The organism is Bifidobacterium hominis (assembly GCF_040095915.1).
In the GTDB taxonomy this organism is placed as follows: Bacteria; Actinomycetota; Actinomycetes; order Actinomycetales; family Bifidobacteriaceae; genus Bifidobacterium; species Bifidobacterium hominis.
Window position 1 is genome coordinate 249521 of sequence record NZ_JBBMFR010000001.1, and the last position, 21471, is coordinate 270991.

Here is a 21471-nt window from a genome sequence, read left to right on the forward strand (position 1 = left end):
ATGGCCGGTATTGGATTTGAACTGAAGAAACTGTTCCACCGTAGAGGCTTGATGGCGATGCTGCGAGCCTACGGCTATGCCGGCGTGATTTGCGCTGGTCCGATGCTGTTGGGTGTACTCCTGCAGTTCGGCGTGCTGATCGTGAGCAGCTGGTGGCAGGTGGGCCGCCCCGACCGCGATCTGCTCGTATGCATGATCACCTACACGCTGCTTGCCTCGTTGGTGTTGACGAGTTTTCTGTCGATGCCGGTCACCCGTTTTCTGGCGGATATGTTGTTTGATCACGATGAGAAGATGATTCTGCCGTCGTTCTGGGGGTCTACTGGCATCATGCTGGTGGTGGGCGCGGTGTTGTACACGGTTTTCCTGCTGTTTTCCGGTGCCACGTTGATGCAGGGCGCGTTGTGCTTGTGGCTGTTTCTTGAAATGATCGTCAACTGGAATGCGATGAGCTATTTGACGGCCATCAAGGATTACAAAAGCATTCTGTATTCTTTCGTGGCTGCGGTGTTGGTGGCGTTCGTTACGTCATGCGTGTTGCTTGCGTTGGCCTGCCCTCCTGTGGAGTCGCTGTTGTTTGCAGTGGTGCTTGGCTATGGTGTGATGCTGGTGTGGGATGTGCTCTTGTTGCATCGTTATTTTCCGCAAAGTCGTAAGCATCCGTGGCTGTTTTTGCAGTGGGTCGATCAGTTTCTGCCGTTGGCGTTGACCGGATTGTTCACCACCATCGGACTGTTCGCCCATTTGGTGATCACATGGTGCGGTCCGCTCGGCATCAAGGTGAAGGGCCTGTTTTATGGCGCGCCATATTACGATGTGCCCGCCATGCTGGCGTTTTTGACGATTCTGATCACCACGGTGAATTTTGTGGTGTCGGTGGAGGTCAATTTCTACCCAACATATCGGTCGTATTACAGTCTGTTGAATGATGGAGGCACGGTCAAAGACATTACCGTTGCCGAAAACGAAATGTTGGCTGTGCTCAATCGAGAATTGCATTACACGGCGTTGAAGCAATTGTTGGTGACCGCTGCCGTGATTTCGTTGGAAAAAACAGTGCTGAACGCGCTTCCTTTGGGTTTCAATGATGCGATGCATGGATATTTCCGTGTGCTCTGCGTAGGGTATGCCCTTTATGCGGTCGGCAACACCGTGATGCTGATTCTGCTGTATTTTACCGATTATTCCGGTGCATTGACGGCGTCGGCATTGTTTGCGGGTTCGACGGTTGTGTTCACAGTAATCGGACAGTTCTTCACTACGTCGCTGTTCGGTTTCGGTTTTCTGATGGGGGCATCGCTGTTCGCCATATATGCGACATTCCGGCTCGCCTCATACACCGACAATCTGCCATACCGAGTGCTGGGGCAGCAGCCGATTGTGGCGCAAACGAAACGTGGACGTTTCACCGAACTGGGCATACTGCTTGAACATGGCGAACAGCGGGTCGACCAATCATTGCATCGCTCAGGGCATGCACGGTCTTCTGACAAGGCGAATATTGCAGAAACGGATGTCATAATCGGGAGGAATCGTAAATCATGACATGGTGGAACCGACGCAACACAAAAGCCATTACCACGCTTGTCAAGCAAATAGCGGCATTGACGGCAATGCTGACGGTGCTTTCCTGCGCCGGATGTGCGACTTCGTCACCCAACGATAATGAACAATCGCAATCATCGGATTCGTCACAGACGCATGAGCAAGTCAAGAAAAGCGCTGAACAAAGCATCGACGGCGCACACTTGCGCGACAACGAATCGTTATACAAGGTGTATGACGATAGCGGTGTCGAAACCATGTATTTGACGGTATCGCGCGGTAATTCGTCGGAAGGCACCGACCATAGCTGGAGTGAAATCAACCAGTATTCCGTTGATGACTATGCGGCCATGGGCGTTGACCGCTACAAGGTCAATGGTTTGCTGCAGGTCGGCGACGAACAAGGACCGGTTTCCGGGGAGCTTGGTTTTGGTGAAAGCGCGCCGAACGCCACCGTGCAGATACGTGGCCAGTCATCGAGCAAAAACGAGCAGAAGAACTACAAGATCGAGTTGAAAAGCGGCAAAGGCAAGTGGCGTGGGCAGCGTACCATCGCATTGAACAAGCATATGGGCGAAGGTCTGCGTTTCCGTAACAAAATGGCGTACGATCTCATCAAAGGCATCGACCAGATGATGGGACTGCGCACGCAATTCGTGCACTTGTACGTGAAAGACGAGACCAGCGGATCGGATTCCTTCGACGATTACGGTCTGTACACGCAAGTCGAACAGCTCAACAAAACCGCATTGCAGGTGCACGGACTCGATAAAAACGGCCAGCTGTACAAAGTCAATTATTTCGAATTCTATCGAGATGAAGACGTGATCAAACTCGCCGATGATCCTGACTACGATCAAGCGAAATTCGAAGAAAAACTGGAAATCAAAGGCGACAACGACCATACCAAACTGATCGCCATGTTGAACGCGCTCAACGATTATTCAGTGCCGATGAGCGACATTCTCGGCAAATATTTCGATACCGAAAATCTCGCATACTGGATGGCATTCCAGCTGTTGACCGGCAATATCGATACGCAAAGCCGCAATATGTACCTGTATAGTCCTACGAATTCGGATACTTTTTACCTGCTCGACTGGGACAACGACGGCATGCTCATGCGCAAGGAATATGAGATCAAACAACGTTCCGACGGCAAAAGCTGGGAGAACGGCATCAGCAACTACTGGGGCAATATGCTGTTTAGCCGCTGCTTGCAGACCAAGTCGTTCCGAACTGCGCTCGACAAGGCAATACAAGACGAATACAAGTACATGAATGCCAATCGCATCAACTCCATGGTGAAGCATTACCGCAGCATTACGGAACAATATGTGTGGAAAATGCCTGATTCCATGTATGAAGGCGTCACCAAAAGCCAATATGATGTGATCGCGAACCAGCTGCACAGCGAAATCGAACAGAACTACCAGACGTACCGAACCGGGTTCAATAAGCCCATGCCGTTCTATATCGGCAAGCCGACTCCTACCAACGGCAAGCTCAAACTCAGCTGGGATGTCTCCTATGATTTCAACGATGAGGATCTGCGCTATACCGTTACCATGGCCAAGGATTACGAAGGCAAAGACGTGGTGTTCACACAGAGCGACCTCGTATTGCCGGAAGCCGTGATGGATATGCCTGGTGAAGGCCAGTACTTCATCAAGGTGAGCGTGCGCAATGCATCAGGCGAGACGCAGGACGCGTTTGACTACTACGTCACCGACGGCAACAAGATCTACGGCACCAAGTGTTTCTATGTGAAAGCCGACGGCAGCATTATGGAGGATGCCAATGTGCAGTGATGGTGGCAATCGCGGAACGTCGCTGCTGCAACGTATCAAACATCGCGTCGGCGAGGAATTATCCGTTCCACCGCGCACAGCCAAGGAACGGTTCCGCCATGAGCTCAAATATCTGATCTCATACGCGCAAAAAGCCGACTTGAACGTGCGTATGGCGCCGCTGCTTGGCCTCGACAAGCATGCGAAAAACGGCGGCTATATGATTCGCAGCCTGTATTTCGACGATTATTGGAACACCGCATATCAGGAAAAAGTCGACGGTGTGCTGCTGCGTAGGAAATACCGTATTCGCATCTACGATTACAGCGATCGTGTGATCAAACTGGAACGCAAACGCAAAAGCGACAGTTGGATCTACAAGGAGGATGCACCGCTCACGCACGAGCAGTTCGACCGTATTCTTGCCGGCGATTACGAATTTCTGCGTGACAGCGAGTATCAGTTGTGCCGCGAGTTTTATGTGGAATGCATGTGCAATGTGATGCGCCCTCGCGTGATCGTCGATTATGAGCGCGAACCGTGGATTCTTGACGCCGGAACCGTACGCATCACCTTCGATATGAACGTGCGTGCGGCGGTCGGCGGATTCGATATTTTCGACTCCACACTGCCGGTACTGCCCGTGCTTGAGCCGGGCAAGCTGGTGATGGAGGTCAAATTCACCGAGTTCCTGCCGCAAGTGGTGCGTGATCTGCTGCCCGGCAAGGCGCAGGAGTTGACATCGGCTTCGAAATACGTGCTCTGCTACGACAAAGCCTCGTATTTGCGGGGATTCGACTACTGGCAGGAAGGCTGGAGCGTGCCAAGCCTGTAAAGCCAAGCCTGTAATCGGCTGGCATGTTGACTGGCATTCCAGCAAAAACAAACGTTACGAATCAAGGAAGCAGGAGAGAAAGAAACCATATGAGTGTCAATGACATGATCAAAAAGTCGGTGCTGAAATCCTTCGGCCAATACAATGTGCCCAAAATGGCGCTGGCGTTGCTGGTGGCGTTGATCGTCGGCATCGTCATTTACTGCGTGTACCGCCGTTTCTACACGGGTGTGGTGTATTCGCGCAGTTTTGCCGTTACGTTGGTGGGCATGTGCGTGCTCACCTGCATGGTCACGCTGGCCATCAGTACGAATATTGTGATTTCGCTTGGTATGGTCGGTGCATTATCGATTGTGCGCTACCGTACCGCGGTCAAGGATCCGATGGATCTGTTGTATTTGTTCTGGGCGATCACGTCTGGTATTGCGGCGGGCGCCGGCATGTATGTGCTGGTGATTGTTGCCGGATTGGTGATGATCGGCATGCTGGCTCTGTTCTACTCGCGTCAAGACAAGGGGCGCGTGTACATTGCGGTGATCCACTATGTGGGCGATGTAGTCGGAGATGAGATCACGCGCGCGTTCGGACGCACCAAATTCTTCGTCAAATCCAAAACCATGCGTGGCGAACGCACGGAAATGGCGGTTGAAGTATTCTGTGATGATAAGGACATGACGTTCGCCGAGCGTATCCGTGCGATTGACGGTATCGAGGACGTAACACTGATACAGTACAACGGCGAATACCACGGATAGTTTTTTCGACGAGAGGGAGACCGCGTGACCGACATGCCGGAAATGGGCGGAATGCCGTCTAACGACGAGCTGGTGCCTTTCTTTACATTCGAAGACATCGATCATGCGCTCGAAAACGGCGAATTCTGCTGTTATCTGCAGCCTAAATGCAATGCGGAGACGGGAACCATTGTAGGAGCCGAGGCGTTGGTGCGCTGGAATCACCCCAAATATGGCGTGATTCCCCCAAGATGGTTCGTCCCGGTATTGGAAAGAGCCGGGCGTATCTGCCATGTGGATGTGTTCGTATGGCGCTTCGTGGCTGAGATGCTGGGCAGATGGGAGCGTGAAGGACGCAATCTGGTACCGGTTTCCGTGAACGTGTCCATGATGGATATCAACCAGATGGATGTGGCCGACGTGATCGGCGGGCTGCTGAACGAATATAACGTCGACGCGCGTCTGTTGCAGGTGGAAATCACCGAAAGCGCCGTGGCGAAAAACCTGCCCATGGTGGAGGGCACCATCCGCAAACTGCATGCGAGAGGCATCGTGGTACTGATGGATGATTTCGGTTCGGCGTATTCCTCGCTGAACATGCTCAAAGACATTAATGTCGATGTGATTAAACTGGACACGAAGTTCATCGAACTGAGCGATGAGAATGCCGGTAAAGGCATGAAAATCATCCAATCCATGATTATTATGGCCAAGAAGCTGCATCTGATGATCATCGCCGAGGGCGCCCAAACCAAGGAACAGGTTGATCGGCTGAAAGCACTCGGATGCGGATACATCCAAGGATATTATTTCTACCCTCCACTGCCGGTGAAACAGATGGAAACGCTATTGGCCGAGCGTGCCGACGGTCGGCACTATTGGGATATGTCGTGCGATTATCTGCATCGCGATCATGTGACCGTCAACGGCCGGGTGCTGTTGAGAGTCTCCGCGTTGGCGGCTGACGCCTTTGAAATCCTGGCTGATGGTCTGGCGGAAATATCTCGGTTGAATGTGGCAACAGGCGAATACCGTGTCATCAAACGAGATGGGGTGATTCCCGATCCGGAAGTCGACGAATTCGGTGCCTACATGCGTGCGGTGGCCGTCAACCGGGTGGTGCATCCTGACGATGTCGGACGATTCTTCGCCGATCTGAATCTGCCTTCAATCCGGGAACGGCTATACAGGCAGGAAACCGTGCTGGGGATATACCGCAGCGAGGTATTGGCCAAAACCGGCGTAGTTACATTCGCGGTGATTCCCACTCACGTATGCTCCCCATCCGACCCTTGGGCTGTGGTGCTGGTCGGACAGAATCTGTCCATGGAACTATTGACATGCGGCGATGCCGATAATTACCGCAGGGACTCGCTTACGGGGCTGCTCAACCGCAATGCCTACGATGACGACTTGGAGTACATCCAGGCCACGCATGACCAGCCGTTGACGGTGGTGTACGTCGACATGATCGGACTGCATGAAATCAACAACCATTTGGGGCATGCCAAGGGCGATTCGGCGTTGTGCGGACTTGCGAATGCGATGCGTGCCTGCTTCGGGGACGACAGGATCTACCGCGTCGGAGGCGACGAGTTCGTGATTATCAGCTGCAACCATACGGTGAGCCAAAGTATGCGTCGGATGGAGCGTATGCGTCGGGATTTTCTGGAAGGTGATTGGGATATATCCGTAGGCATGGCCGAATCCGATGACGGAGAGGACCTTTCGGACCTCATCAATCAGGCGGAAATCCGTATGCGTCAGGATAAGAAACAGTATTACGTCAATGGCGGAGGCAAACGCCAGCTCCGCATGCTCAACAACCGGCTTGAGGATATTCTGGTGCGCGATGAGGATATGAAAATGCTGCTTGAACATCTGAATGTACGTTATCCGGTGTCATTTATAGTCAATCTGAATACCGATACGCAGCGTTCGATCATGGTGCCCGATTTCTTTCAGCGTATGCTTGATGGTCATGGCGGTTCCTTCCGCGAAGCATTACGTGAGTTTTGCTGTGTGAGGATTGCTCCCGAATATCAAGAAGGTCTCCTGCGACTGCTTGACTACGATGTCGTCCGTAGCCGGCTCAAGTCGGAAGGTGCAGTGCAATGCGGTTACGTGAAGAACAACGGTGAGCGGTTCATGTTGACGATTCTTACCGACAACAGATCCACGGACGAGACCATGTGGGTGTTCGAACGTAAGGACCTGCCGTAGCGGAAGGGCAGGTTGTTCGATGGATGATTGCACCCCCATCTTATTTTATTTTGTGAGAATGGTCACATAATGTCGCGGTGTCGTTGATCGCATGACAGTTGAAAATGGGTTTATGATGGAAACGTTGGCTTCGGCAAGGTATGACGAAGCCTATGAACGCACAGTAGCTTAAAGGAGAGCGCTATGGTCTATCGCATGATTTTCAACCAGACGGCGTATTTCGGCCGCGGAGCCATCAAGGAGATTCCGGGTGTTGCCAAGTCGCATGGCTTCACCAAGGCATTCATCGTCACCGATCCGGTGCTGCTGGAAACCGGCACCGTCAAGAAGGTCACCGATGTGCTCGATGAGGCAGGCATGCCGTATGAGGTTTTCGACAACGTCAAGCCGAACCCACCGGTCGAATGCATTCAGGACGGTGTCGCCAAGTTCGCCGCATCCGGTGCCGACTTCCTGATCGGCTTGGGCGGCGGCTCCCCGCAAGACACCTGCAAGGGCATCGGCATCATCACCGCCAACCCGGAATTCTCCGACGTGCTCTCCCTGGAAGGCGTTGCCGACACTAAGAATCCGTCCGTGCCGATCTTCGGCGTGCCGACCACCGCCGGCACCGCTTCGGAAACCACCATCAACTATGTGGTCACTGACACCGCCAACAAGCGCAAGTTCGTGGCCGTCGACCCGCACGACATTCCGATCGTCGCATTCGTCGACCCGGATCTGACCGATTCCATGCCGCGTGGCCTCAAGGTTGCTACCGGACTCGACGCCCTGACCCACGCCATTGAAGGTTACATCACTCCGGGTGCCTGGAGCCTGTCCGACTGCCTGTCCATGCAGACCATCCGTATGATCGCCAAGAATCTCGCCAAGAGCGCAGACGGCGACATTCCGGCAGGCGAGCAGATGGCATACGCCTCCTACATCACCGGTATGGCCTACTCCAACGTCGGCCTCGGCCTGGTGCATGGCATGGCCCACCCGCTGGGTGGCCGTCTCGGCGTGGCCCACGGCGTTGCCAACGGCATTCTGCTGGCCCCGGTCATGGAATACAACAAGGACTACACCGGTGAGAAGTACCGTGACATCGCTGACGCCTTCGGCATCGCGGACGCCTACACCGGCGATATCGAAACCGTGCGCGAAGAGGCCGTCCAGGCTGTGCACAAGCTCACCGTGGACCTGAAGAACCCGACCACGATCTCCGAGGTCGGCGCCACCGAAGCCGATCTGGAGCCGCTGGCCCATGATGCCTTCCACGATGTGTGCACGCCGGGCAACCCCCGTCAGGCCACGCAGGAGGATATCCTCGCCATCTATAAGAGCCTGATGTAATGCGAAAGCTTCCACGAATCGGCAATCGCATGCAGTGAATCTGCAGTGAAAACCAATCGTGAGGGCATATCATTATAAGCATGAAAAACGTGGTGCGAATCTTCGAAAGATATTCGCACCACGTTTTTGCATATCTGTATGTAAATCGCAGATCAATCGCAATAATAATTCGTGATTGTCAATTGCGATTGCGTGAAATTATTCGTGCTTTTCGCTCCACTCCTCATCGGTGGGAGTGTCGTCATACCATTCACGGCCTTCCTGCTCGGCCAATTCCATCTGCTCGTTGATCCACGCAGCCTCCGCAGGATTGATGTCGGCAGTGTCAAGCACCTTCTGCCATACCGGATACAGCAAATGCATCACCGGATACAGCGCGGTGAGCAGAATCTCCGGCTTATGCCTGCGCGAATGCTGCGGATGCGCGTCGAACGTGTTCTTGAAACGACGCATGTAATTGTTGAACGACGTGAGCGACGTGTCCATACGGCGGGCGCTGATGCCGGCGATCATGCGTGGGCAGTACACGGTTTTTAGATCCTTGCCCAGCAGATGCAGCGAAATATCAATATCCTCATGCATCACATCGGCCTTGTCGCGGCACACCTCGTCGCAAATTTCACGCCAAGCTGAAGCGCGGACCGCCATATTCGAACCAAACAGCAACGGCTGGCCGCCATCGGCCTTGTAAATGCGTTTGCGTGTGGAATTATCCCCACGCAAACCAAAATGGCGGCTCGGTAGGTCGTAATACATAACCGGACCAGTGGCACCCATGGCCTCCGGATCCTCAGTGAAAATGCCGGACACCACTTCGACCCAATCCGGGCGAATCATGCAATCAGCGTCGAAACGGCCAAGAATATCGCCGGTGGCGTGGTTCAAGCCATAATCACGCGTCGGAATCAATCCTTGCTCCTCATCCTGATGCAACAAACGGACGGGAGCTTGAGGGTGATCTTTCATGAACTGCTCCACCACGGCTACCGTCGAATCGGTGGAACGATTGTCGACAACGATCACTTCATGGGGCATCACGGTTTGCCTAGTGGCATTCAACAGGCAATCGTTGATACGCTCCTCTTCATTCCAAGCGGGGATGACAATTGAAACGTTCAGCATAACTACCACAATAGCTCAGCCTGTACACGACGCCTATCGCTACAATAGGAAGCCATGAGCGAAAGCGAACAGCGAATGAACAATACGCAGAGCGAAAACGGTACGAACACCAGCGAACAACGTTGGGATCTCGGCACCCTGTTTCCAGCCAAAGGAGATTCCCGAAAACCGCCGGAATGGTTGGGACGTGCGCTGCTATACATCGCCATAGCCATCGTGGTGTTTACTTTCTGCTGGCGCAGCTGGGGTAAGATCGAATATCTGGTGATCGACATCATCGTCTCGCTGTTCATCGCGCTCGCGGTGGAGCCTATGGTGGTGCCGCTGGTCAAGCATGGCTGGAAACGTTCGGTCGCCTCGCTGTTCTCGCTGCTGATGCTGGCCGTGATTCTCGGCGTGCTCTTCACGCTGTTCGGCAACCTGTTCGTGCAGCAGATGATCGCATTGGGGAACGGTCTGCCCGACCTGTATGAGCAGATGTGCCAGTTCGTCAGTCAATACGCGGATTTCCAACTTCCTGAGATCAATAATCTCGGCAATGAGATTCTGAAGAACGTTCAAACGTCGTGGGTCACCGATTTCGCGGGTACCGCGCTGAATACGGTGTCGGGATTGTTCTCGTTCCTGATCAACCTCATGACGATAATCATGACCACGTATTACATTTCAGCGGCTGGTCCGAAACTGCGTCGTGCCGCATGCCAGTGGATGGCTCCGGCGGCTCAGCGGCGATTCCTGTTCGTATGGACGGTGAGCCAGAGCCAGATCTCGTCGTTCCTGTTCTCCCGTGCCATTCTCGCGTTGCTGAACGCGTTCTTCACCGGAATCTGTCTGATGTTGCTGCATGTGCCCTATTGGATGCCATTGGCGCTGTTCTGCGGTATGGTTTCGCAGTTCATTCCCATGTTGGGTACGTATATTGGCGGCGCGTTGCCGGTGCTGTTCGCATGGGGCAGCTGCGGATTGTGGCAGGCTGTGGTGGTGTTGGTGTTCATTTGCGTGTACCAGCAGATTGAGAATCTGATTTTCGCGCCGAAGATCTCCCAGCGCACCATGGATGTGAACGATGCCGTGGCGTTCCTCGCGGTGCTGGCGTTCACCTCGCTGTTCGGCGCGTTGGGTGCGTTCCTCGCATTGCCGGTGGTCGCGTCCGTGCAGACGATTTTCCGCACCTATACGAAGCGGTACGAGCTGGTCGATTCCCCGCTGATGGACGATCCGGTGCCTGAAAAGAAGTCGAAGCTGGTGGAAGGCGCCGAAGTGATCAGCGAGCATCTGCACAGTATGCCTCGCGCGGTGCAGGGATCCAGTGCGCATGTGCCTATTTCCGACGAAGTGCGGCAGTTGCAGGAGCAGGCGTACAATATCACCCGTTCCGAGGAATCGCTGGAATCGGACGAAACCGTCGCCATTCCGAAGCATGTGTTGGGCAAAACGAGCAAAACGGAACGCAAGCCATTGCGGGGTCTTGAGAGCGAAAACGCATCGCAGGAATCCAACGAAAATCCGGAATCCGGCAATGAACGGAAGAACGGTGAATCGCGGGAAACTGGAGGAAGCGCGAAAAACGTGGATGACAATCCAAGAAGTAGGTGGCGTTAATGGTACTGCTGAGTGTACTTGACATTCTGTTGGTCATCGTCGGCGGCGCAGGTGTGGTCTATCAGGCGGTGTGCATTCTCATCTCCCTGTTCACCAAGCCGATCAAATTTCCCGACGCACCGATGAACAAGCATTACGCGGTGCTGATTTCCGCACGAAACGAGGCGAAAGTCATTGGCAACCTCATTACTTGCATCCAAACGCAGACGTACCCGAGCGAGCTGATCGACATTTGGCTCGTCGCCGACAACTGCACCGACAATACTGCCGAAGTGGCGCGCAACATGGGCTGCCATGTGATCGAACGCTTCAACAAGGAACTTGTGGGCAAGGGCTACGCATTGACGTATCTGCTTGACCGGATGAACGAATCCGGCGCATCCGACCCGTACGACGCGTTCTTCGTGTTCGATGCCGACAACAAGCTCGACAAGCATTACGTCGAAGAGATGAACAAGGCGTTCCAGTCGGGTTTCAAGATTCTCACCAGCTACCGCAATTCCGTGAATTTGTCCGACAATTGGGTCTCTTCCGGTTCCGCATTGTGGTTCATCCGTGAATCTCGATTCCTGTCGGCCTCGCGCATGTGGCTCGGCAACAGCTGTCATGTAGGGGGTACGGGTTTCATGTTCTCGCAGGAGATCATGCGTCGCAATAACGGTTGGAAATTCCACCTTTTGACTGAGGATTTGGAATTCACCATGGATTCCGTGCTGCACGGCGACCGCATCGGCTACTGCGGTACCGCGATTCTGTATGACGAGCAGCCTGTCACCTTCGCGCAGAGCTGGCGTCAGCGTTTGCGTTGGAGCAAGGGCTTCCTGCAAGTGTTCCGTTATTACGGGCCGGACTTGATCAAACGCGCCATCAGGGAACGCGATTTCTCCGCCGTTGATTTCACACTGTTGTTGTGTCCGTTCACGGTGATCGGTATCATGCGCGTTCTGCTGGGACTGTTGTTCGCGACCTGCGGATTCGTGACATGGCAGAGCCAGTTGAGCTCGTTGACCAGTTGGACGTCCGGCATTGTGACGTCGGTGATCGGCATGATGGCGTTGGCCGCGTTGACGATCATTGTGGAACGCGATCAGATCGGCGCCACCAACAAGGAACTGTTCGCGTATGTGCTGAGCTTCCCGATCTACATGTTCAGTTATGTGCCGATCTCGTTCCAGGCGATGTTCGCCAAGTCGGAATGGAAGCCAATCGAGCATAAGGGATGACGTTCGTTCGCAGGCTTGCGTGTTTCCTGCTTTTTCGTTTTCATTTCGATTTTTCATTTCGATTTCCGCTTATGACTGGAGTGTTGTTGTTCCATGGATGATTCGGCTGAATACCGGCATGTGAAACGCCGCCGATACATTACGGTGGCGCTTTCCGTGGCACTCACCACGGTATTGTGCGTCGGCTATGTCGTGGCCGACATTTTCGACAAGCTGCCGGGCGTTCTTACCCTGCAGGAAGTCGAACGCATCACCGCCAAGACGCCGGGCAACGCCGTTCCTGCGGCAACGGTGGTCGAAGGGCTTGACGCTTCGAAGACCGTGGATGAAGCTGCAGCGAAGGCGCTGATCAGCCAATTCGAAACGGCCGCCTCCGATTTCGGTGGCGAATATGGCATCGCCATCGCCGATGCGGCTGGCAATGTGGTGGCCGAGCATGATCTCGACAAGTCGTATACGCCGGCATCCACCATGAAAACGTTGACGGCATATGCTGCGGCGACCACGCTCGACATGGGTAAGACGTTGGACACGCAGACCTATCTGGAACAGCGTGAGGACGGCACCGCGCGATTGGTGCTCAAAGGCAATGGCGACATGCTGCTCGGTGCCGGTGCATCCGATTCGGAACATATCAATGGGCGTGCCGGACTGGGAACGCTTGCCGCGAACACGGCTCAGGCGTTGCGCCAGCGGGACATCGCCTCCGTGACGCTTGTCTACGATGATTCCCTGTTCGGTAGAGACCGTTGGCCAAGCGGTATCGCAGAACTAGACTCGGACCACGTGTACTACGCGCCGACCGCGTCCATGGCGGTGGATGGCGGGCGCAACTGGAACGGTGCCAATCCCGCGGATCCCGATGTGTTCAGCGCATACCCCGCTTTGAGTACGCAGCCTGCCCGCGAGGCCGCGCAGGTGTTCGCGCAGCGTTTGGCTGAACAGGGCATTGCCGTGAATTCTTCCGTGGAACAGGGAACGGTTCCCGAAGGCACCAGTCCCATCGCGGCCGTGCATTCCGCATCGCTGAATGAGATCATGGCGTTCATGCTTCGGCATTCCGACAATTCTCTGGCTGAGGAATTCGGCAGATTGCTGGCTTTGCATATCGGTGCCAATAATTCGCCGGCCGGCGCGGTTCAATCGGTCGAACAGGTGCTGACTCAGCGGGGAATCTCCACCAATGGCCTCACCATGCTCAACTGTTCAGGGCTGTCTGATGATTCCAAACTCACCGCGCATACCTTGCTCGACGTGCAGCAGCGTAATCTGACGGCCGGCGCCGGTGCCGCCGCTGCCGAAGGATTGTCGGTCGTGGGTTTTGTGGGTACCGCTGCGAATCGTTTGAACGATGCCGACGAAGCTGGTCTCATCCGTGTCAAAACCGGCAGTTTGGGGGAAGTGACCTCCATGACCGGCAATGTGTCGCGTCATAGGGGGGGTGCGTTGAGCTTTGCCGTGATCGTCAACAATCCCGATGATTTCGAGGCTGCGAAATCCGCTATCGACGCATTCGTGGCCTCACTGCCGAAGCTGTGATGCCATGGTGTATTCGTCTCGTTTGCGTAAGGGTATCGGCGAGTTACGGGCCGCTCTGGAATCGGCTGGATTTGGATTGCAGGATGCCCGTTTCGCCCATCATGGCGAGCATGCGCCCGATGTGGACGCTCCGCTGATTATGGTGTCCTGTTCCGGTGGGCGCGATTCGATGGCGTTGGCTGCGGTTGCTGCGAAAACGTGCGCTTCATTGGGATTGCGATGCGGGGCGATTATCATCGACCACCAGTTGCAGCAAGGCTCTGCCGGTGTTGCGCGGGCAACCGCCGATCGTTGCGTTGCGTTGGGTCTTGACCCAGTTCGTGTTCGTGCGATTGACGTACCCGACTCCCGCGGCATCGGTGTTGAGGCAGCGGCGCGTGAAGCACGCTATCATGCGATTGTCGACGCATGCTCCGATGCTTCGGCCGTGCTTCTGGCTCATACGAAAAACGATCAGGCGGAAACCGTTATCATCGGTTTGTTACGTTCCGCTGGCCTTGATGCGGTTTGCGGTATGAACGGTTCCTTCATGCGAGACGGGGTGCGTTTTCTACGCCCGTGGCTGAATGTTACACGCGAAGAAACCACAGGCATCTGCGAGGATTTACGGCTTGCCTGGTGGGACGATCCCACAAATGGGCCGGATGTAGGGAATTCGGATGGAAACGAGCCTCTTCCCGCGAACTATCCGTTGCGATCCCGCGTACGGCACGATCTCATGCCATATCTTGAATCATTTGCGGGAAGCGACGTCGTATCGAGACTTTCGCTTGGAGCGAGGCTTGCCGAAGCCGACCGCACATATCTTGACGGCGTGACGCAACGTGTATCGGAACAAGCCGTAACCGTGAACGACGGCGATATAATCATCGACGTGCGTGCGCTGCAATCGCAAGACATTGCCATCAGAAGACGGGTGATTGTGCGCTCGCTTGCAGAAGCCGGCATTTCGTGCATGGCACGGCAGGTTGAAGGGATCGACAGGCTGATATGCGACTGGCATGGTCAGCAAGGTGTGAATCTTCCCAGCGGATATTCAGCATATCGCCAGAAACACGTCATTCGCGTGTGCCAAGATGGTGGGCATGCGAATCGCTGACGTACAAGAAGACATTGATCACGAGCTGATCAGTAAAGAAGAGATTGCCGACATCATCAACCATGCCGCGGCCCAGGCCAGTGAAGACTACCGTGGCAAGAACCCGCTGCTGGTTTGCGTGCTCAAGGGTGCGGTGAACACGCTTGCGGCGTTCTCGCAGGCCATGAGCATCCACGCGGAGATGGATTTCATGAGCTTGTCGAGCTACGGTTCCGGCACTCAATCGAGCGGCAAGATCACCGTGCGGCAGGATCTGTCCACCGATGTTCGCGGTCGTCACGTGCTTATTGTGGAAGACATCATCGATTCGGGCGTCACGTTGGCGTGGCTCGTCGATGAGCTCAAAAGCCGTGGTGCCGCTTCCGTGGAGATTTTTGCGCTGTTGGAAAAGCCGGCGCGCCGTAAGGTGGAGGTTCCTGTGAAATATAAGGGACGTGAGATTCCCGATGAATTCGTGGTCGGTTTCGGCTTGGATTATGACGAGCGATACCGCAATCTTGATTCGATCGCGGTGCTGAAGCCGGAAGTGTATGAAGGAGGTCAGGCATGAGTTTTCCTGGTCCGGGCCAGTCGCCGAATAACAACGACGGTGGCAATAACCCGTTCACCAATCCGTTTGGACGCAATAATAACGCCGGCAATGGCAACGATTCCAACGGCAAGGGTGACAAGTCCAACGGCAACGGATCCAATGGCGGTCCGCGTCCGTTCTGGCAGTCCCCATGGCTGTGGGTTGTGGTTGTGGCATTGCTTGCCGTGACCATGTTCCAGATTTTCGCCGGAACCGGTTCTCAGACCATCGACACCAAGAATGGTCTGCAGATCCTCAACGGCAACAATGTTGAATACGCGCAGATTGTAGACAACACCCAGCAGGTCAAGCTCAAGCTCAAGAGCGATTACTCCGCTACCGACCCTGATACCGGGCGTATGAAGAACTACGGCAAGAGCGTGCAGTTCTACTACACGTACGCGCAGTCCGCCACCGTGGTCAAGGCCGTTGAAAAGGCCGATCCGGCCAAGGGCTGGACGGCGACCATGCAGCAGAGCAGCATTTGGACGTATCTGCTGACCTCGCTGCTGCCGTTCCTCATTATCTTCGGTCTGTTCTGGTTCATGATGAGTCGTATGGGCGGTGCCGGCGGCATGTTCGGCATGGGCGGCAAGAAGAACAGCGGCAAGCTGCTCGAAGGTCAGACCCCGACCACCAAGTTCGCCGACGTGGCCGGCGAAGAGGCTGCCGTGCAGGAAGTCGAGGAAATCAAGGACTTCCTGAAGGATCCGTCTCGTTACAAGGCTTTGGGTGCCCGTATTCCGCGTGGCGTGCTGCTCTACGGTCCTCCAGGTACCGGTAAGACGTTGCTGGCACGAGCCATCGCAGGCGAGGCCGGCGTGCCTTTCTACTCCATGGCAGGCTCCGACTTCGTGGAAATGTTCGTGGGTCTTGGCGCCTCTCGTGTGCGTGACCTGTTCGATGAGGCCAAGAAGAACGCTCCGGCCATCATCTTCATCGATGAGATCGATGCCGTCGGTCGTAAGCGTGGCGGTTCCGGCATGAGCGGTGGCCATGATGAACGTGAGCAGACTCTGAACCAGCTGCTGGTTGAGATGGACGGCTTCAATAACGACACCAATCTGATCATCATCGCGGCGACCAACCGCCCCGACGTGCTTGATCCCGCTCTGCTGCGTCCCGGCCGTTTCGATCGTCAGGTGGCCGTCGAAGCGCCTGATCTGGAAGGCCGCGAGGCTATTTTGAAGGTGCATGCCAAGGGCAAGCCGTTCGTGCCTGACGTTGATTTGCGTATGATTGCCGTGCGTACGCCGGGCTTTACCGGTGCTGATCTGGCCAATGTGTTGAACGAAGCCGCATTGTTGTGCGCCCGCGCCGGTGCGCAGCTGATCGACAACCGCGCCATCGACGAGGCTATCGACCGCGTGCAGGCGGGGCCGAAACGCCGTTCCAAGGGCATGGCGCTCGACGAACTGCGCAATACCGCATACCACGAGGGTGGTCACGCGCTGGTGGCAGCCGCCATGAACGATACCGATCCGGTCACCAAGGTCACCATTCTGCCGCGTGGCCGTGCGCTCGGCTACACCGCGGTGATGCCGACGGAAGATCGCTATTCCATGTCGCGCAACCAGCTGCTCGACCAGATGGCGTACGCCATGGGCGGTCGTACCGCGGAGGAGGTCGTGTTCCATGATCCGACCACCGGTGCTTCCAACGACATCGAGAAGGCAACGAACATCGCACGTCAGATGGTGCTCGACTACGGCTTCTCCGACAAGCTGGGTGCCATCAAGTGGTCCGATGACGAGCAGAGCGACCTTGGATCGCTGAACCACAAGTATTCCGCACGCACCGCCGAAATCATCGACGAGGAAGTGCTCAAACTGGTGGAAACCGCGCATACCGAAGCGTGGAACGTCATCAACGAAAATCGTGAGATTCTTGACGAGCTTGTACGTCAGTTGCTCGTCAAGGAAACACTCAATGAAAAGGAACTTGCGGAAATCTTCGCTAATGTCAAGAAGGCTCCGAAGCGTGAAGTGTGGCTGAGTGACAGCAAGCGCCCGGATTCTGACATCCCGCCGGTCCCGATTCCCGAATCCCTGAAGAAAAGCGCAGGATTAACCAACTGATGAGCGATACCGAAGCATTCGATACCCTCTCCGACGACAAGGCCCGTGCCGCCCATGCGGCCGGGCCTGTCGGCTATGACGAGGAAGGCGTGCGCCAGGCAGTACGTCTGTTTTTAAAATCCATTGGCGAAGATCCAGACCGTGAAGGCCTGCTCGACACCCCAGACCGTATCGGACGTGCCTGCAAGGAGCTGTTCGCAGGCCTTGGACACGGCCCCGAGGAAGTACTCAAAACCAAGTTCAAAGTCGATACCGACGAAATGGTGCTGGTGCGCGATATTGAACTGTTCTCGGTATGCGAGCATCACCTGCTGCCGTTCCATGGCGTGGCCCACGTCGGCTATATTCCGTCGAATGGCCAGGTGGCAGGCTTGAGCAAGCTTGCACGACTGGTGGAACTGTATGCCCGCCGGCCTCAGGTGCAGGAGCGCCTCACCCAACAGGTGGCCGACGCGCTGATGGAAGGTATCGAAGCACGTGGCGTGATCGTGGTCACCGAATGCGACCACATGTGCATGGCCATGCGTGGCGTAAAGAAGGCACAATCGCGTACGGTTACGTCGGCGGTGCGCGGCTGCATGCGAGACGCGACGACGCGAGCCGAAGCCATGAGCCTGATCCTGTCGCAGCATGCGTGATCGGCGTGTGACGCAGCTTGGCCGCTGACATGGCTTGGTGAAATCGAATCGTAAATAACAACAACCGGATATAGGAGGGGAAACCGGATGACCATTGATATGAAAGCGATTCACGACAGCACACATACGCTGGTGATGGGCGTGCTCAACATTACGGAGGATTCGTTCTCCGATGGAGGGCTGTGGCTCGACCCTGCGAAAGCGAAAGCGCACGGCGAAGCGATGATGAAAGCCGGCGCCGATATCATCGACATCGGCGCCGAATCCACTCGCCCCGGAGGAGCCAAACGCGTCAGCGAGGAAGACGAGCAGACCCGCGTACTAGGTGCCGTGGATGCGCTGATTTCGGAAGGCGCGGTGCTGTCCATCGACACAACGCGCGCCTCGGTAGCTCGAATGGCACTGGAACATGGAGCGCAGATCATCAACGACGTGTCCGGCGGTCGGCTGGACCGCGAAGTGCCCCATGTGGTGGCCGAACATGCGGAAAGCCTCTACATCGTGCAGCATTGGCGTGGATGGCTTGCCGGCTCCGCAGGCAATGTGCCCGACGCCGATACGTCCGTGTATGTCAATGGCGTGGTGAACGACGTGTATGACGAGCTTATGAAACAGGTTGACGACGTGCTTCAGGCAGGCGTCTCGCCGTCACAAATCATCATCGACCCGGGTCTTGGATTCTCCAAACCGAGCGTCGAACATAACTTCCCGCTAATGGTGGCATTGGAGCGGTTCAACGCCACCGGGTATCCGGTGCTGATCGGAGCCTCGCGCAAACGATTCGTCGGCGCGGCGCTTACCGATGCCGGTATTGACGAGCCAGGCATGGATGGCAAAGACAATGCGACTGCCGCCATCAGCGCCCTATGTGCCGAACATGGGGCATGGGCTGTGCGCGTGCATGACGTGGAGAAAAGCCGTGACGCGGTGGCGATCGGCAATGCGTGGCGTGCCTTCGCTAACGCCTGATACGCGGTGCTCGCATACGTCGTGCGTTCCTGACAGCGTAGGAGCGGCAACGCATTTCCACCATTAAACCTTGAGATATGCAAAGAAAGGCTGGCATGGATCAGATTCGATTGACTGGCGTTCGCGCGGTCGGCAAACACGGTGTGCTTGATTTCGAACATGAGCGTGCGCAGACGTTCGTCGTCGACGCTACGTTGTTTCTTGATCTTGCGCCAGCCGGGCATTCCGACGATCTGCACGATACCGTTGATTACGGTGCCATCGCCAAGGGAATAGTCGCCATCATCGAAGGCGAGCATGTCGATCTCATTGAAAAACTGGCGGATCGCATCGCCAATATGATCCTTGAATATCCTGCCGTGGCGCAAACGCAAGTGACCGTGCATAAGCCGGGCGCACCAATCGTCGTACCATTCGACGACGTGAGCGTAACCGTGGAACGTTCCCGTGAAACAACTTTGACTGCATCGCAAGTGCATCATGCCATCATTGCCATGGGTGGCAATCAAGGCGATGTGGCGGCCACCTTGCGTGACGCGGTGCGTTCGATCGACGGACTGGCGTCCACTCAGGTTACGGGCGTTTCGCCGCTGTACCGTACCGATGCGTGGGGCATGCCCGATGGTACCCCTGACTTTTACAATGCGGTTGTTTCCGTGGCCACCAAGCTGTCGGCCTTGGAACTGTTGCGCGGATTGCAGCGTATCGAATCCGACCATGGCCGCGTGCGTACCGATCATTGGACCTCGCGCACACTCGATCTGGATATCATCGATTTTGACGGGCAGAGCAGCGATGATCCGGACCTGACGCTGCCTCACCCCCGTGCATGGCAGCGTGCGTTCGTGCTGGGGCCGTGGCTGGCACTCGAACCGGATGCCGAACTGTCGGGCGAACATGCCGGTTCCGTGGCTCAGCTATTGCACGAGGCATCTGACCGTGATCATATCGACGAAATCGCCGACGATTGGATGGTCGGAGGCACGATCGACAGCGATCATACCGACCATACTGATACTGAAGAAATCGATGAATCGTATGTGGTGGAAGAACCATATAGTGCAATCGACGCTGCCGATCTTCCGGAAGGCACCGTCGCATCCAAAGCGGCCGCATCGGCATCCGTGCAATCCGGTCCCGCATCCCGACGCGCAGTAATCTCGCTGGACAGCCCATCAACCGATGCCGAACAGCAGTTCCGCATGGCCATCGTCACGTTGGACGGCATTCCCGGCAACCAAGTCGAGGGAATCTCACCCCTCTACCATGTGAGCCAACTCGACGGACTCCCCGACAAAATGGCCGCGGTAATCCAGCTTTCCACGCGCATGGGCGCCCATGATCTGATCGAAGCATTAGGCAATGTGGAAGCCTCCGTCGGCGAAGACCTCGATCTCGACCTGATCGACCTGGAAGGCGTGGCGTGCGACGAACCCGACTGCAAGGTGCCGTGGCCCACCGCACGCAACCATGCCGCAGTGCTTGCGCCATGGCTCGACATGGATCCCGATGCGCGACTAGGCAAGGATCCGGTATCATTCCTGCTGGCCATGGCCCCCGATACCGCGCAGGTGGGACTGCTGACCGATAATTGGATCATCGGAGGTACGCTATGAAAGCGCGCAGAACCCCTTGGTGGTGCTACGTTCTCGCTACCGCATTAGGATTGCTTGCCGGTATAGGATTAGCGAAATATGGCGAGATTTCAGGTTTTCCATTGGTCGGCGCTCCATGGATTGTGCCCGTGGTGTTGGCGATTCTGGGATTCGTCGTGCTTTATATGGCATTGCAGATCCATAAATACACCACCACAGATTCCGAAAAACGCGCGCAGCTGAAACCTTTGGACCCGCAGAAGGCGTTCGCCACGCTGGTGTCGTGCAAAGCGTTGGGCGTGGCAGGAGCGGCGTTGGCCGGCTGGTATGGTGGGCAGCTCATCATGAGCCTGCCGCATGGCGAAGCAACGTTCTACAGCCAAGCCATCTTCGAATGCGCGATCGCGGCAATCGTATGCATAATCGATATGATCATTGGCATTGCGGGGGAGTGGCTGTGTCAAATCCCACCAATCGACGGCCCGGAAAGTCCGAAAATGAAAACGGCCACGCAACGCAATCGTTACGCGGCCGCGGCTACCAAATCAGCGACACAATCGAAAGTCTGATTAC

The 21471-nt window shown here is 55.7% G+C and carries 17 protein-coding genes; 16 read left to right on the top strand and 1 reads right to left on the bottom strand.

From position 1 onward, the window contains the following. The 6 genes from pelG to fucO all read left to right on the top strand — a co-directional run bounded on the left by pelG (nucleotide 1) and on the right by fucO (nucleotide 8462). On the top strand, nucleotides 1-1545 hold the full coding sequence (pelG, locus tag WMO36_RS01165; protein ID WP_195327657.1) for an exopolysaccharide Pel transporter PelG: 1545 nt from the start codon (nucleotides 1-3) through the stop codon (nucleotides 1543-1545). Next, the gene (locus WMO36_RS01170) at nucleotides 1542-3356 is read left to right on the top strand and encodes a CotH kinase family protein (RefSeq protein ID WP_349076481.1); all 1815 of its coding nucleotides are present in this window, start codon (nucleotides 1542-1544) and stop codon (nucleotides 3354-3356) included. The genes pelG and WMO36_RS01170 overlap by 4 nt, the downstream gene beginning before the upstream one ends. Beyond that, nucleotides 3346-4170 (top strand): polyphosphate polymerase domain-containing protein, encoded by an 825-nt coding sequence (locus tag WMO36_RS01175; protein ID WP_080789766.1) that lies wholly within the window; start codon nucleotides 3346-3348, stop codon nucleotides 4168-4170. Before WMO36_RS01170 ends, WMO36_RS01175 begins: the two co-directional genes overlap by 11 nt. An 89-nt stretch (nucleotides 4171-4259) precedes the next feature. After that, on the top strand, nucleotides 4260-4925 hold the full coding sequence (locus WMO36_RS01180; protein WP_349076485.1) for a DUF4956 domain-containing protein: 666 nt from the start codon (nucleotides 4260-4262) through the stop codon (nucleotides 4923-4925). Between the two features lie 33 nt (nucleotides 4926-4958). Then, the gene (locus WMO36_RS01185) at nucleotides 4959-7127 is read left to right on the top strand and encodes a GGDEF domain-containing protein (RefSeq protein ID WP_144165785.1); all 2169 of its coding nucleotides are present in this window, start codon (nucleotides 4959-4961) and stop codon (nucleotides 7125-7127) included. 183 nt (nucleotides 7128-7310) lie between these two features. Further along, nucleotides 7311-8462 carry a lactaldehyde reductase gene (fucO, locus tag WMO36_RS01190; RefSeq protein WP_118157779.1) on the top strand — a complete coding sequence of 384 codons (1152 nt, stop codon included), beginning with the start codon at nucleotides 7311-7313 and terminating at the stop codon, nucleotides 8460-8462. Nucleotides 8463-8660: 198 nt separating this feature from the next. Here fucO and WMO36_RS01195 read toward each other — a convergent pair whose 3' ends face one another. Further along, nucleotides 8661-9584: a glycosyltransferase family 2 protein gene (locus tag WMO36_RS01195; RefSeq protein WP_099570900.1), complete on the bottom strand. Its 924-nt coding sequence runs from the start codon at nucleotides 9582-9584 to the stop codon at nucleotides 8661-8663. Nucleotides 9585-9638: 54 nt separating this feature from the next. On the opposite strand from WMO36_RS01195, the gene WMO36_RS01200 reads away from it, so the two are divergent. The 10 genes from WMO36_RS01200 to WMO36_RS01245 all read left to right on the top strand — a co-directional run bounded on the left by WMO36_RS01200 (nucleotide 9639) and on the right by WMO36_RS01245 (nucleotide 21467). Next, nucleotides 9639-11186, top strand: coding sequence for an AI-2E family transporter (locus tag WMO36_RS01200; protein WP_144165763.1), 1548 nt, complete (start codon nucleotides 9639-9641; stop codon nucleotides 11184-11186). Next, nucleotides 11186-12409, top strand: coding sequence for a glycosyltransferase family 2 protein (locus tag WMO36_RS01205; RefSeq protein ID WP_072043308.1), 1224 nt, complete (start codon nucleotides 11186-11188; stop codon nucleotides 12407-12409). The genes WMO36_RS01200 and WMO36_RS01205 overlap by 1 nt, the downstream gene beginning before the upstream one ends. Before the next feature lie 93 nt (nucleotides 12410-12502). Continuing rightward, nucleotides 12503-13948, top strand: coding sequence for a D-alanyl-D-alanine carboxypeptidase/D-alanyl-D-alanine-endopeptidase (locus tag WMO36_RS01210; protein WP_349076488.1), 1446 nt, complete (start codon nucleotides 12503-12505; stop codon nucleotides 13946-13948). A 4-nt stretch (nucleotides 13949-13952) separates the two neighbouring features. Continuing rightward, entirely contained in the window at nucleotides 13953-15047 is a 1095-nt protein-coding gene (gene tilS / locus WMO36_RS01215) for a tRNA lysidine(34) synthetase TilS (protein ID WP_316104247.1), read from the top strand. Next, entirely contained in the window at nucleotides 15034-15597 is a 564-nt protein-coding gene (gene hpt, locus WMO36_RS01220; RefSeq protein ID WP_180753654.1) for a hypoxanthine phosphoribosyltransferase, read from the top strand. Before tilS ends, hpt begins: the two co-directional genes overlap by 14 nt. Further along, entirely contained in the window at nucleotides 15594-17696 is a 2103-nt protein-coding gene (ftsH, locus tag WMO36_RS01225) for an ATP-dependent zinc metalloprotease FtsH (protein WP_302146418.1), read from the top strand. Before hpt ends, ftsH begins: the two co-directional genes overlap by 4 nt. Further along, nucleotides 17696-18334, top strand: a complete 639-nt coding sequence (folE, locus tag WMO36_RS01230; protein WP_302146420.1) for a GTP cyclohydrolase I FolE — start codon at nucleotides 17696-17698, stop codon at nucleotides 18332-18334. Before ftsH ends, folE begins: the two co-directional genes overlap by 1 nt. An 87-nt stretch (nucleotides 18335-18421) precedes the next feature. After that, entirely contained in the window at nucleotides 18422-19303 is an 882-nt protein-coding gene (gene folP, locus WMO36_RS01235) for a dihydropteroate synthase (RefSeq protein WP_302146421.1), read from the top strand. A gap of 95 nt (nucleotides 19304-19398) precedes the next feature. After that, entirely contained in the window at nucleotides 19399-20919 is a 1521-nt protein-coding gene (gene folK / locus WMO36_RS01240; RefSeq protein WP_349076493.1) for a 2-amino-4-hydroxy-6-hydroxymethyldihydropteridine diphosphokinase, read from the top strand. Then, a complete protein-coding gene (locus tag WMO36_RS01245) occupies nucleotides 20916-21467 on the top strand; it encodes a DUF3180 domain-containing protein (protein ID WP_349076495.1) in 552 nt (183 codons plus the stop codon). The genes folK and WMO36_RS01245 overlap by 4 nt, the downstream gene beginning before the upstream one ends. Nucleotides 21468-21471 lie beyond the last annotated feature (4 nt).